The organism is Levilactobacillus sp. HBUAS70063, from assembly GCF_038374745.1.
Lineage (GTDB): Bacteria > Bacillota > Bacilli > Lactobacillales > Lactobacillaceae > Levilactobacillus.
On the sequence record NZ_JBANSM010000003.1, the window covers coordinates 176,352 to 189,738 of the forward strand.

Consider the following 13,387-nt stretch of genomic DNA (forward strand, 5'->3'; position numbering starts at 1 on the left):
AGATGAAAGCAGATTTAACGTGGCTAGATGATCCCCAGACCTTCCGGATCAACCAAGCGCCGGCCCACAGCGACCATCGCGGCTATGCCACGGTTGAAGAGGCTGCGGCCCACCACAGCAGTCTGGTTCAGAGTCTCGATGGCTCGTGGGCCTTTCGTTTTGCCCGCGATCCGCAGCACCGGCCGGTTGGGTTCTATCGGCCGGACGACGACCGCAGTGACTTTGAGCCATTGACGGTTCCCGGCCACATCGAACTCGCCGGATACGGGCAGATTCAGTACATCAACACGGCCTATCCTTGGGAGGGCAAGCACTATCGCCGCCCCGCCTATAGTCAGGGTGCCGATCAACCCGAACGGGGCATGTTTAGCACCGACCCCGAGAATACCGTGGGGGCCTACGTGAAGCATTTTACCCTCGATCCGGCGTTGCGGGGGAAACGCGTCAGCATTGAGTTTGATGGTGTGGAACAAGCCATGTTTCTGTGGCTAAACGGCCAGTTCGTGGGCTATGCCGAGGACAGCTTTAGCCGCTCGGAATTCGACCTGACACGCTACCTCCAGCCCGGTGAAAACCTGCTGGCCGTTGAGGTCTTTAAGCACAGCACGGCGGCTTTCCTGGAGGATCAGGATATGTTTCGTTTTTCCGGAATCTTTCGTAGCGTGCGGCTGGTCGCAAAGCCTGAGTTACACCTGGAAGATTTGACGATTCGCGCCGGCGTCGATGCGGCGTTGACGACCGGTCAGTTGGCCGTGACCCTGCGATTGTCGGCGGCGAAACAGCTAGCCGGGGCGGTTCAGGTCCGGCTGCTGGATGCGACTGGTCAGTCGCTGTGGCAAGCTGAACGCGCCGTCGCCGACACGGTAAAATTAACCACGGACTTGCCCCACATTCACCTCTGGTCGCACCACGACCCGTACCTTTACCAGCTGCAAGTCACGCTACACACGGTGGCGGGGACAGTGGTCGAGGTCGTTCCGTATCCGGTTGGCTTTCGCCGGTTGGAAATGCGCGATAAGGTCATCACGCTTAATGGTCAACGGCTGATTTTAAACGGCGTCAACCGTCACGAATGGGATGCGCATCGTGGTCGGGCCGTGACCCTAGCGGATATGCAAAGTGATCTGGCCGTCTTTCACGCCAATCACATCAACGCCGTGCGGACCTGCCACTACCCGGATCAGCCGGTCTGGTACGACCTGTGCGACCGCCACGGGATCTATATGATGGCCGAGACTAATCTCGAAACGCACGGTACCTGGCAGAAGATGGGGGACGTGGAGCCGTCCTATAACGTGCCTGGTGACCTGCCGCAGTGGCAATTGGCCGTGCTCGACCGGGCCAAGAGTAACTATGAAATGTTTAAAAATCACCCGGCCATCTTGTTCTGGTCGCTGGGTAACGAATCCTATGCGGGTGAGGACTTGGCGGCGATGGACGCCTACTACCATCACGTTGACCCGACGCGGCTGACCCATTATGAGGGTGTCTTCCAGAATCGGGCCTACGCCGATCGGATTTCCGATGTGGAGAGTCGTATGTACAATCCGCCACGTGAGATTGAGAAATACCTGCAAAACGCGCTGGCCAAGCCGTTCCTGGACTGTGAATACATGCATGACATGGGCAATTCACTGGGGGGCATGGCGAGCTACGACCGCTTGTTAGACCGCTATCCGATGTATCAGGGCGGCTTCATCTGGGACTTCATCGACCAGGCACTCTGGGTCAAGGATACCGTCACCGGTCGGCCGGTGTTGCGCTATGGCGGGGACTTTGATGACCGCCACAGTGATTATGAATTTTCCGGGGACGGCCTGCTCTTTGCGGACCGCACCCCGAAACCAGCCCTACAGGAGGTGCGTTACTACTATGGCCAACACGACTAAATTGAATTTAATATTTGGCGACGTCACCCTCGGCGTGAGTGGTGACCGGTTTCACTATCTTTTCGCCTATGATCGCGGCGGTCTGGAGTCGCTGGTGCGTGACGGTAAGGAGTGGCTGTACCGCATACCGGTTCCGGCGCTGTGGCGGGCCACCACGGATAACGACCGGGGAAATGGCTTCTCCCGGCGTTCCGCCATGTGGCTGGGGGCCGACCTCTTTAGCCACTGTACCCACGTGGCGGTGGCCGTGGATGGTCACGCGATTCCGCTGCCAATCGCCCCGGAGAATAACCGTTACACCGACCACGAGACGGCCGATGAGGTGGCGGTGACCTTTACCTACACGACGCCCACCGTTCCGGTAACCACGATTGAGGTAACCTATCAAGTCGTCGCCGGTGGAAAACTAACCGTGACCGTGCAGTACCATGGCGTGGACGGTTTGCCGGAATTGCCTGCCCTGGGCCTGCGCCTGGTTATGCCCACGACCGCGAGCGAGTTTGACTACCAGGGCCTATCGGGCGAAACGTATCCGGACCGCATGGCGGGTGGTCAACCGGGAACCTATCACGTTGCCGGGCTCCCGGTGACGCCGTATCTGGTGCCGCAGGAATGCGGTATGCACATGGCGACCGACTGGGTGACGGTGACCCGCGAGCAGACGTTAAATAACGCCGATCCGGACCATCAGGCCTTTCAGTTGACGGTTCGCAAACACGAACAGCCCTTTGCCTTTAGTTGCCTGCCCTACACGCCGGAGGAGTTGGAAAACGCCACTCATCAGGAGGAGTTGCCGGTGCCGCGCCGAACGGTCTTAACCATTTACGGCGCCGTTCGCGGCGTGGGTGGCATCGACAGTTGGGGTGCGGACGTGGAACCGCAGTACCGGTTGGCCGGGGATGCCGACCACCGCTTTCAGTTTGAGATTTAAATATCAGGCTAGTCCGAGTGCGTGCTGGGGCTAGCCTTTTTGGTGCTGACAAGGATAATTATGGGAAAAATTAGACCAATCATTTCGGTCGCCAATCGGTCGGTTGGTCGGACTAGCCGGACAACTAGACCACTGTAAATGGGCAGGAACCTCGCGAATTTAAGGCTTGCTCGGTCGTTGAGGGGATGCTATAGTTTAGCTACGGGTAAAGCTACGGGATAGCAAATAAAATAGCAAGCAAGTGGTAAAATTGTTATTCTTATAAACCAGTAAAAAGTGGGTCATAACGACGAGGAGGCCACGACCATGCAACAGGTAGGGAAACGACAGCAATCATGGGTCATCGGAAGTCTATTGGCAATCTTGGTGCTGTTACTTAGCTTGGGTCTGGCCACAACTTCGGCCGGTGCCAAAGCCACGAGTAGCCACACTGAAAGGGCGCGGATCATGAAGAAGAATAGCCGCTCCCTGAAAGCCGCCACGCTAAATGCGAAGGGCCTGTCGATCGCCTGGAAAGACGTGCTTCGCCACAAGGTTAAACTGTTAAAGCAACTGAAGAAGACGATTGCCAAGGAAAAGGGCAGTGTGTATTCTGCCCGCCAAGTCAAGACACTCAATCATAAGATTGATCGGCTTAACCGGAAGTATACCCGCAAACTAAAGAGGCTAAAGACGCACAAGGACCCGACCGATATTTACTATACGTGGTACAAAGAACCGGGCGGCTACGTCGCGTTCATGAAAGAAAAAATAAAGTGGGTCGGTCGCCGAGCGTATGTCGTCTGGGGGATTCGCGAACATGATGGTAAGTTTAACAATTACGGGGGCCACGGCGACGGCTTTATCATGTAATCGGCTTTAAGGATCTGGAGGTGACCTTCCAGATCCTTTTCGCTCCCAAGGCGCCTTTGTAGCTAGATTAAAAATAATTTTGTTTTTTTTTCAACTTTCTGCTTGCCTTGAAGTCCACATGAAGGTTTAACCTAGGGTCATTCAAGTGTTTGGAAAGGAAGTTTTATTTATGACGAAAAATGTTTTGATCCTGGCCGCTAATGGCCAAATTGCCCGACTTGTTGAACAACGCCTGCTGACCGAAGCAGCCTTTGCTGACGTGAACCTGACACTCTTCTTACGAAATGCCAATCGTCTGAACCAGCTCCAAGATAATCCACGCGTGACGCTGATTGAAGGCGATATCACGGATGCCGCTGCGGTCGGTGCCGCGATGGCCGATCAAGACTTGGTCTTTGTCGCCGTGGTTGACCATGACCGGCAAAACCGACTCACGAGAAACGTGATTGCCGGCATGCAAGCTCATCAGGTGTCGCGGGTCGTCTTTACCAATGTGCTGGGTCTCTACAATGAAGTCGGCGGTGAATTCGGTCGGTGGAACCTGGAGATGATTGGCGCGGGGATGGCGCCGGCGCGTCAATCCGATCAGTTATTGGCCGATTCCGGACTAGACTATACGACCTTGCGTTTACCTTGGCTCAATGATCGTGACATTAAATATACGGTAACGACGAGAAACCAGCCGTACGACGGTGTTTCGGGTTCCCGGCGGAGTGTGGCCGATGTGGTCTTGAGCATGATCGCTGACCCTAACAAGTATAGTCGTGATAGTATTGGGATAGCAGATCCAGCGACCGAGGGTCAGAATCGGCCCGTTTACTAGGGACAAGGAGTGTAATTAAAATGAATATTAAAGAAGCTAGCGAAAAAACGGGGGTCTCCTCCGCAGCCATCCGTTACTATGAGAAGGAATCTCTCATTCCAGCCATCGACCGGACTGAGGTGGGTAACCGCGATATTGACGACCGCATTATTCGGCGTATTCGGTTTGTCACGCAAATGCGAGCGGCCGGAATGAGCATCGAAAACCTGCGACGGTACATCGAATTATTCGATGCGCAGGAAGACAATACCAAGGAACAGAAGGCCCTGTTACAGGAACAGCTGGCCGTCATGGAAGAAAAGCGCGATGACCTTCAGGCGGCGATTGACCACCTCAACTATAAGCTGAACCACTTCTACGATCACATGGAAACTACGGAAGCCGAACTGCGGCAATTGGAGAAGCAACATGCCGAAAAGCTGGAGTCGACGGAGCAAGCCGACGATGAACTGAAGTGATGACGAAGAGCGACTATTTGTGAATGGTCGCTCTTTTTGAGGTTATGGGGTCAATATAATTAGGAGGTCGGTCGAATGGCACTTTTCACTTCGACATTCGTTTTGTTAGTAACAGTTGCTTTAGCGAATCTGGTAGCGCAATGGTTACCGATTCCTAAGACGTATTTGGCATTGCTGGCGGGAATTATGGTCGCGCTGATTCCAGGGTTAAATCATTCGGTCTTGAATTTTGAAAATGAAATCTTTATGGTCTTGATTCTAGCGCCGTTGTTATTTTTCGAAGGTCAAACGACGCCAATGGTTAAGGTGGGGAAAGGAATTCCCAGTATCTTGGGAACGGCTTTTGCCTTGGCGATAGGGTCGGCCGTAGTCGCAACGATTGGGTTACATGGCATCTTCGCGGTCAGTTTGCCCTTAGCACTGGTGATGGTGGCGATTAGTACGCCAACCGATGCCACGGCATTTGAATCTGTCATTACCGGGAGAAAAATCAGTGAGCGGTTGAGTAATCAGCTGAAAATGGAGTCATTATTTAATGATGCGACTGGGCTGATTCTGCTACAAGCTGGGTTGCTATGGCTGAAGACCAACGAGTTTTCTTTTAGTCAGAATATCGGTAAACTCTTAATCTCCGCAGTTGGTGGTGCCATCGTGGGTGCTGTGCTAGCAGTGGCTATCATGTTATTTCGGCAGGCCTTGGTGCGAACCGAAGAAAACGTTATCTCTTCCCAGACACTCATCTATCTGCTGACACCAATCGTGATTTATTTGATCGCAGAGCAACTGGGCGTGTCGGGTATCATCGCGGTTGTGGTCGCAGGCTTGATTCACAATGGGGAAGCTAACGGTAGTCGGTTTACGGCGCCGCGGCAGATGTATCTGGGGACGCAGCTGATGAATTTTATTTCAGAAATTCTAAATGGTGCGGTCTTTGTGATTCTCGGCATTAGTTTGGAACGCATTGTTCAGGAACAGTATCAGCAAATGTTTCGGTCGCTCCAGTGGCTGTGGTGGGGAGTAACGGTTTATCTAGCCTTGCTCCTCTGCCGGGCCATTTACGCCTATTTCTTTATTGCCCAGCGTCGATGGCGAACCAGTTGGTTGTTTTCACTGGGTGGTGTTCACGGGACGGTTACGTTAGCCATGACCTTTTCCGTTCTGGGGATGCTGCCCACCAGTCAATTTCAGCAAGTGATCTTGATGGAAACGGTTGTCATTATCCTGAGTATGTTGGTACCGACCGTATTGTTCAAGCGGTTGTTACCTCAAGACGGCGATGCACTCAGCAAAGCTAAGGTTCTAGCACAGATTCGTCGTGAGATGACGGCCGTGGGAATTCAACGGGTTCATGAGTTGGATTTACCAGAAAATGTTAAACACGTGGTCATCTATGATCTTCAGGACCAAAATAAACGAAATCCGTTGCAGGCCTATCTACGGCGTTGGCGTGGCATTATTAGTCATCACGAAGCCATCAGCTTTCTCCAAAGTCGTGATCAACGATGGGCCATGATGCAAGCATTTGCCAGTGAACGGGCCTTCTTGGCCGACCAGGCACGCCGCCACGTCGTTGATGTGACGTTGTTACACGATATTTACACGGAAGTCTTGATGTCGGAAGCCTTGGTGGTGGACCCTTACAGCCGAATGGTTTAAAAGACTTGTCTTCGAGTCGACTCGAAGGTTTATCGTGAGCGTAATCAGTCAAAAGGAGTGTGTTATGATGAAAATTTTAATTCTAGGTGCGCATGGTCAAATTGCTCAATTGGTCCGGACGCGGTTGCTGGCCGAAACGGATGCGACGTTGACTTTGTATCTACGTCAAGCAACGCGACTAAGCGTGGTTGACGCACAACGAGAAACGGTTGTCGAGGGTGATGTCAATGATTACGCCACCCTAAAGGCCGCCATGGCCGGTCAAGACATGGTACTAGCCGATTTGGGTGGGACGTTTGAACCCATGGCCAAAAATATCGTGCAAGCCATGGAAGAAACTGGCGTGAAACGCTTACTGTATATTACGGGATTGGGCCTGTACCACGAATTGCCAGCAAAGTTTGATGCCTGGTTGGAACGGTCGATTGGGCACGCCGTCATGGAGGATACACGGCGAGCGGCAAGAATTATCGAAGATTCACCGCTCGATTACACCATCATCCGGGCTGGCTACATGACCAACAAGGACGAGATCGACTATGAGCTGACGGAAAAGGGAGAAACCTTCAAGGGAACTACCATCTCGCGGCAAAGTATTGCCGATCTGATCGTGAAGATCGCTAAGAATCCGGCCCTGCACAGCCGCAGTAGCCTTGGCATTGCGAAGGCTGGTACAGATGGCGATACGCCGGTGTATGCCTAGCTAAAGCGTGTTGATAGGTGGTCATGTCGTGTAGCGCCGTGGTAATCAGAACGCGTCAACAGTAATAAAGCTCAAGTCTGTTTTTTTGAAAAAAGTGCTTGTCTTAAAGTCTACTTCAAGGTCTAAACTGGAACTATTGAGTAGATAAAGGAGATTTGCACATGACAACGAAAACGTTAATTGTCGATTATTCATGGTCCGGGACTACCGCCAAGTTAGCGATGGCTCTGCAGCACGTGACTGGCGGTGATCGGGTGGACTTGACGGTCGCCGCAGAAACCTTTCCTAACGATATGTACGCCACCTCTGATGTGGCGAACCAGCAGCTGACAACGCGGCAGTTACCGGCCTTAACCAATGCGCTCCCCGATGTTAGCGCCTATGACGTGTTGCTCGTGGGCGGTCCCGTCTGGTCGGCGAAGGTGTCGACGCCGGTCCGATCATTCTTACAGCAGCTTACGAACTTCCAGGGAACCGTCGCGCCGTTCTACACGGACGCCGGCACCCCCGGCGGTTACGAGGATGACTTTGCCAGGCTGGTCACGACCGCTACTGTGGTCCCGGGAATTGGTTTGACAGCGGGAGAACTGCGGGACGCCGAGCAGCAGCTGACCAGTTGGTGGCAGAACCTAATTAAATAATTGGAGGAATTTCAAATGAAAACAGCCGTATTTGTTGAACCAGGCAAGGTAGAAGCTCAAGAATTACCCAAACCAGAAGTGAAGAATCCCACGGACGCCGTCTTAAAGATTGTGCGGGCCTGTGTCTGTGGCTCCGACCTGTGGTGGTACCGGGGGATTAACGACCGGCAAAAGAACACGCCGGTTGGTCACGAAGCCATCGGAATCGTGGAGAGCGTGGGCAGTGATGTCACCAACGTGAAACCTGGTGACTTTGTCGTCGCCCCGTTCACCCACGGTTGCGGTCACTGTGCGGCTTGCCTGGCCGGCTTCGATGGTAACTGTGAAAATGCGCGGACCGATGATGAAATCGTCGGCTACCAAGGCGAATACTTACGCTTCAAGAACGCCGACTGGGCCCTAGTCAAGGTGCCCGGTCAACCCAGCGACTACACCGATGCCCAACTCAACGACCTGTTAACGCTGGCTGACGTGATGGCTACGGGTTACCACGCCGCCGCGACCGCTGAAGTTAGGGACGGCGATACGGTGGTCGTTATGGGTGACGGCGCCGTGGGTCTGTGCGGCGTGATTGCCGCCAAGCTTCGCGGGGCTAAGCGGATTATTGCCATGAGTCGCCACGCCGATCGCCAGGCGTTGGCCAAGGAATTCGGCGCGACCGATATTGTAGCCGAACGTGGCGATGAAGCCGTTGAACGTGTCATGGCCCTGACGGCTGGTGCCGGTGCCGATGCCGTCTTGGAATGTGTCGGGACTGAACAATCCGTCGATACGGCCGTCAAGGTAGGCCGTCCGGGCGTGCCACAAAAGGCCGAGATGAACACCAACAACTTGTTCTGGAAGAATATTGGCCTGCGCGGTGGGATTGCCTCCGTGACGACCTACGACCGGGAAGTCTTATTGGATGCCGTTTTGAAGGGCGAGATTCACCCCGGTAAGGTCTTCACGCAACGCTTTGATCTTGCTCACATCCAGGACGCCTATGAGGCCATGGATAAGCGAGAAGCAATTAAATCATTGCTAATTATTCGCGATTAATAATTAAACGTAATCATTAGTAATAAAAATGGGCGTGCGGCAGTAGCTGCAGGCCCATTTTTAATGAAAAAACGCCGCCGTTACGCTTACTAACGAAATTGGTGAGGAATTTGTGCCCCCCTGGAGGACAAGGCTTTAGAATTCCTTATAAGTTTGGCCCTTTGAAAATGAGTGACTGGAGTGAAATACGGGATTCGCCGAGAGTTTTTAATTTATTTCAAATTTCTTCTTGCCTTGAAGCACGGATGAAGGTCTAAACTCCTAATCATTCACTTAAAGACGAGGAGCAAATACACATGGCAAAACAAAAACGATTTGACTGGATCTTACTGGTCATCTTAATGAGTTATTTCATGATTCTCTTGGACAATTCAATCATCTTCACGGGGACGGTTAAAATTGCCCAAGATTTAAGCCTGAATCAGGCGACGCTGTCTTGGGTCAGCAGTGCTTATTCGCTGACGTTCGGCGGTTTTCTCTTATTAGGGGGTCGGGCAGGAGACCTATTTGGTCGGCGGCGGGTCTTTAAATTAGGGCTGATCATCTTTGGCCTGGGGTCACTTTTGGTCGGGCTGGCGGTAAATGCGCCGATGATCATTGCAGCTCGGGCCTTTCAGGGCATTGGGTCGGCTATTCTGGCGCCAACCACGCTGGCAATCTTGATGGATACTTACGAGGGGGCTGAACGCGTCAAAGCCATCGCTTATTATGGCGCCATGGCCGGCATTGGCGCTAGCGTCAGCCTGGTCATTGGCGGCGTCTTCGCCAGTCTGTTAACCTGGCGGGTTGGTTTCTTCATGAACGTTCCCATCAGTATCTGGATGTATTATTTGGCGGTTAAGAAGCTCAGCGCGGATCGCGGTCAATCTGGCAAATTGGATTGGGTCGGCACCCTGAGCTCTTTGATTGGGATGAGTGCACTGGTCTACAGTATTATTGGAAATTGGGCCCAGCTGCCGGCCTTGCTCTTGGCCGTCGTATTCTTGGGTATCTTCATTTATCAGGAACACCGGACGGGGCAACCGATCATGCCATTACGATTGTTTACTGACCGTGAACGGATTGGGGCTTACGTGGGGCGTTTCCTTTATCTCGGGGCCATGATGGGCTTTTGGTTCATCACCCCACAACTCATGCAGAATCAATTGGGATTCAGCGCGTTGATGGCAGGGGTCGCGTTCTTCCCCCTGACCGTGGTGAACTTTATCATTGCGCTTCAGGTTGCCCGACTGACGGCGCGATGGGGTAATGGCGGCCTACTGGTCATTGGGATTGCGCTGACGGCGCTTGGCATGCTCTGGCTGAGTTGGTTTACGCCGACGACCGGCTACTGGTGGGGAATCGCCGCGCCAATGGTCGTCATCGGAATTGGTCAGGGCTTCTCCCTGAGTCCCTTCACGGCGGCCGGAGTCGCGCATACGCAAGGGGCTGACGCTGGTGCCGCTTCTGGGGTGGTCAACGTCATGCATCAGATTGGTGGCTCCGTGGGGTTGTCGATTCTGGTGACCATGCAAGATCTCTTTGGTGGTCAAGTACCGGGGTTCCAACACGCCATCCTGACGGGCGCCGGCTTACTGTTACTGGCCTTATTAGCCGCCATCTTCCTAATTGTGCCGGGTGAACGTCAAAAAAATTAAAAATAAGTTGAAATGGGCCTTGCCTTGAAGTAACTGCAAGGGACTACACTGAATTTATCAACGAATGAATTGGAGGAAATGAATCATGACAAACGTTTTAATTATTGGGGCAACGGGTTCTGTGGGTAGCGTTACCCGTCAATATTTCTTGGACCACACGGATGACCAACTGACCTTGATGGCGCGGAACACCCGTCGCTTGGGTCAATTGTCCGACCGCGAACGTGCAGTCACTGGCAGCGTTACGGATACGGCAACGTTGAAGGCCGCGCTTAAGGGTCAGGACGTGGTCTTTGCTGCCTTGAGTGGGAACCTTGCTGGTATGGCAAAGAGTCTCGTTACCGCTATGGATGAGACGGGCGTCAAGCGCCTCTTATTCATTGCCTCGATGGGGATTTACAACGAAATTCCGGCGAGCGTGGGCGCCAGTGGCAATTTGGCCACTAACCCGATGCTGCAAGGTTACCGCAACGCCGCCGACGTGGTCGAAGCATCTGATCTGAACTACACGGTCATCCGGCCCGGCTGGTTTGACAACGGTAAGGACACCGACTACCAGGTGACTAAGAAGGGCGAACCCTTCGGCGGCCATGATGTTTCCCGGCAAAGCATTGCCGACCTGGTCATGCGTTTGGCCCACGACGAGACGTTGGGCTCTCGCGATAGCCTAGGTATTAACCGCAAGTAGATAACGGTGGACTTGAATTAAAGGAGTATTGTAGAAATGGAAAATAAAACATGGTTGATTACTGGTGTTAGCAGTGGATTTGGTCACGCGATGACCGAGCAACTCTTGGCTCAGGGGAAGACGGTCATTGGCACCGTCCGTAACGTTGCCAAGGTGCAGGACTTGATGGACCAGTATCCCGACACCTTTGTTAGTGAAATTATTGATGTGACGGATGTTTCAGCCATTCATCACTTAGTCGCCAAATTAACGCAGAATTATCAGATTGATGTGTTGGTCAACAATGCTGGCTACGGGTTATTTGGCGCCGCTGAGGAATTGAGCGATGACGAGATCAATCGGATCATCGCGACTGACCTGACGGGATCCATTCAAATGGTGCGGGCTATTTTACCTAGCATGCGGCATCAGGGACATGGCCGCTTGATTCAGATTTCTTCCTACGGCGGTCAGGTGGCCTTTCCGGGGAATGCGATGTATCACGCCGCCAAGTTTGGGATTGAAGGCTTCATGGAGGCCGTTGCCCAGGAAGTGGCCAGCTTTAACATTGGCGTGACCATCGTTGAACCCGGTGGTGCGCGGACTGAATTTCGTTATGGCAGTGCGCAGGTGGCCAAGGCGATGCCGGCGTACGAAGGCAATCCGGCGCATGCCTTTCAAACGATGCTAGACCCGGCCAATGGACTCGCGCCTGGCGATCCTAAGCGTATGGCCAGCCGCATCATCGAAAGTGTCGCCCAAGACCCAGCGCCATTGCGGATGGTCTTGGGTTCCCAAGCGCTGGAAAATACGATTGCAACGCTGGAAAAGCGAGTCGCCGATTTCAAGACACAAACGGATCTGGCCGCCTCGACGGATTTTCCGGCGGGCGAATAGGCCAGACAGGGTAGAAAAGACTGACTGTGAACGTCTCGAACGCCTCCTCCGAGGTGATTGGGACGTTTTTTATGGGCTCGTTTATCATTCTTAGGGCAATGGGCCTTGCCTTGAAGTAACTGCAAGGGACTACAGTAAGGTTAATAAATGAAAATGGATTGAGAGGCGGTTTTAAAATGAATACAGAAATCTTACAGCTTTACCGGGACTACAACCAAGCCATGGCGGCAGATGACACGGCGGCCTTGGACCGCTTACTGGGGCCGGACTTCACGCTGACCCACATGACGGGATACGTGCAGCCACGCGCGGAATGGCTGGGTGAGCTGGCGCAGGGAACCATGCATTACTTTTCTTCGGTCGAGGACCACGTGGCGATGCGAGCGACCGCGTCAGGCTGGCAGGTGACCGGTCAAAATCGAGTCGTGGCCAGCATTCATGGTAGCGGGCGGCATGAGTGGCCGTTGAATACGGTCATGACGGTTTCACAGATTGATGGTCGGTGGCAGATCTTGTCAGCGGTTGTCACGACGTACTAGAAAGGAAGTCATTAATTATGGGGGTATTTGAAAATTTAAGAGCGGGCCAGGCTTACGATATCCACGACGCAGCTTATTTAAAAGAAGTTCACGGTGAAATTGATCGGTCGGATGCGTTACAATTTCAAATTAACCAAACCAATCCTAAGCAAAAACAGCGTATCTTGGATTTGGAAAATAGCTTACTTCACGGTCAAATGACCGACGGCACCTTCTTTACGCCGCCGATGCACATTGATACGGCCAGCCGGGTCTTTCTGGGCAAAAATGTTTACGCCAATCACGACTTAACCATGATGGCGGCGGGCACCATTACCATTGACGATGGCGTCATGATGGGGCCGGAAGTGGGGTTCTTTACGGTCAACCATGAGCCGAAAAATATTCGGACAATCTTGACCAAGGAGATTCACGTTAAACGTAATGCCTGGATTGGCGCCCGAGTTAGTCTCTTGCCGGGCGTAACGATTGGGGAGAATGCTATTGTGGGGACGGGCGCTGTGGTCACCAAGGATATCCCCGATAATGCGGTCGCCGTGGGAGTGCCAGCTAGGGTTGTGAAGACGCTGGATTAGGTTAAATATTTCATGTGAAACATCGTGGTGAACGTCGGCGTGGCCTTTCCCACGGGCCTAATTGCTCAGCACCGCCCAGAT

The 13,387-nt window shown here is 53.1% G+C and carries 14 protein-coding genes; all 14 read left to right on the forward strand.

The genetic code is table 11. The features are described from left to right. The first annotated feature begins 2 nt into the window (after positions 1 to 2). The 14 genes from V8I28_RS05725 (at position 3) to V8I28_RS05790 (ending at position 13,306) form a co-directional block, all read left to right on the forward strand. Positions 3 to 1,889, forward strand: coding sequence for a glycoside hydrolase family 2 TIM barrel-domain containing protein (locus tag V8I28_RS05725; RefSeq protein ID WP_341779168.1), 1,887 nt, complete (start codon positions 3 to 5; stop codon positions 1,887 to 1,889). Beyond that, complete coding sequence (locus tag V8I28_RS05730) at positions 1,873 to 2,820, forward strand: beta-galactosidase small subunit (protein WP_341779169.1); 948 nt, start codon at positions 1,873 to 1,875, stop codon at positions 2,818 to 2,820. The genes V8I28_RS05725 and V8I28_RS05730 overlap by 17 nt, the downstream gene beginning before the upstream one ends. A gap of 306 nt (positions 2,821 to 3,126) precedes the next feature. After that, positions 3,127 to 3,672: a hypothetical protein gene (locus tag V8I28_RS05735; RefSeq protein ID WP_341779170.1), complete on the forward strand. Its 546-nt coding sequence runs from the start codon at positions 3,127 to 3,129 to the stop codon at positions 3,670 to 3,672. A gap of 169 nt (positions 3,673 to 3,841) precedes the next feature. Then, the gene (locus V8I28_RS05740; protein WP_341779171.1) at positions 3,842 to 4,495 is read left to right on the forward strand and encodes an NAD(P)H-binding protein; all 654 of its coding nucleotides are present in this window, start codon (positions 3,842 to 3,844) and stop codon (positions 4,493 to 4,495) included. A gap of 20 nt (positions 4,496 to 4,515) precedes the next feature. Further along, on the forward strand, positions 4,516 to 4,953 hold the full coding sequence (locus tag V8I28_RS05745) for a MerR family transcriptional regulator (protein WP_341779172.1): 438 nt from the start codon (positions 4,516 to 4,518) through the stop codon (positions 4,951 to 4,953). Positions 4,954 to 5,028: 75 nt separating this feature from the next. Beyond that, a complete protein-coding gene (locus V8I28_RS05750) occupies positions 5,029 to 6,609 on the forward strand; it encodes a cation:proton antiporter (RefSeq protein WP_341779173.1) in 1,581 nt (526 codons plus the stop codon). 64 nt (positions 6,610 to 6,673) lie between these two features. Beyond that, positions 6,674 to 7,312, forward strand: a complete 639-nt coding sequence (locus V8I28_RS05755; protein WP_341779174.1) for an NAD(P)H-binding protein — start codon at positions 6,674 to 6,676, stop codon at positions 7,310 to 7,312. Positions 7,313 to 7,473: 161 nt separating this feature from the next. Beyond that, positions 7,474 to 7,953 (forward strand): flavodoxin, encoded by a 480-nt coding sequence (locus V8I28_RS05760; RefSeq protein ID WP_341779175.1) that lies wholly within the window; start codon positions 7,474 to 7,476, stop codon positions 7,951 to 7,953. 15 nt (positions 7,954 to 7,968) lie between these two features. Then, positions 7,969 to 8,991, forward strand: a complete 1,023-nt coding sequence (locus V8I28_RS05765; protein ID WP_341779176.1) for a zinc-dependent alcohol dehydrogenase family protein — start codon at positions 7,969 to 7,971, stop codon at positions 8,989 to 8,991. A gap of 296 nt (positions 8,992 to 9,287) precedes the next feature. Next, entirely contained in the window at positions 9,288 to 10,628 is a 1,341-nt protein-coding gene (locus tag V8I28_RS05770) for an MFS transporter (protein ID WP_341779177.1), read from the forward strand. A gap of 85 nt (positions 10,629 to 10,713) precedes the next feature. After that, positions 10,714 to 11,316 carry an NAD(P)H-binding protein gene (locus V8I28_RS05775; RefSeq protein ID WP_341779178.1) on the forward strand — a complete coding sequence of 201 codons (603 nt, stop codon included), beginning with the start codon at positions 10,714 to 10,716 and terminating at the stop codon, positions 11,314 to 11,316. Between the two features lie 36 nt (positions 11,317 to 11,352). Further along, positions 11,353 to 12,192 carry an SDR family oxidoreductase gene (locus V8I28_RS05780; RefSeq protein WP_341779179.1) on the forward strand — a complete coding sequence of 280 codons (840 nt, stop codon included), beginning with the start codon at positions 11,353 to 11,355 and terminating at the stop codon, positions 12,190 to 12,192. A gap of 176 nt (positions 12,193 to 12,368) precedes the next feature. After that, positions 12,369 to 12,731 (forward strand): nuclear transport factor 2 family protein, encoded by a 363-nt coding sequence (locus V8I28_RS05785; protein ID WP_341779180.1) that lies wholly within the window; start codon positions 12,369 to 12,371, stop codon positions 12,729 to 12,731. Between the two features lie 17 nt (positions 12,732 to 12,748). Further along, positions 12,749 to 13,306, forward strand: coding sequence for a DapH/DapD/GlmU-related protein (locus V8I28_RS05790; RefSeq protein WP_341779181.1), 558 nt, complete (start codon positions 12,749 to 12,751; stop codon positions 13,304 to 13,306). The last annotated feature ends 81 nt before the right edge of the window (positions 13,307 to 13,387 follow it).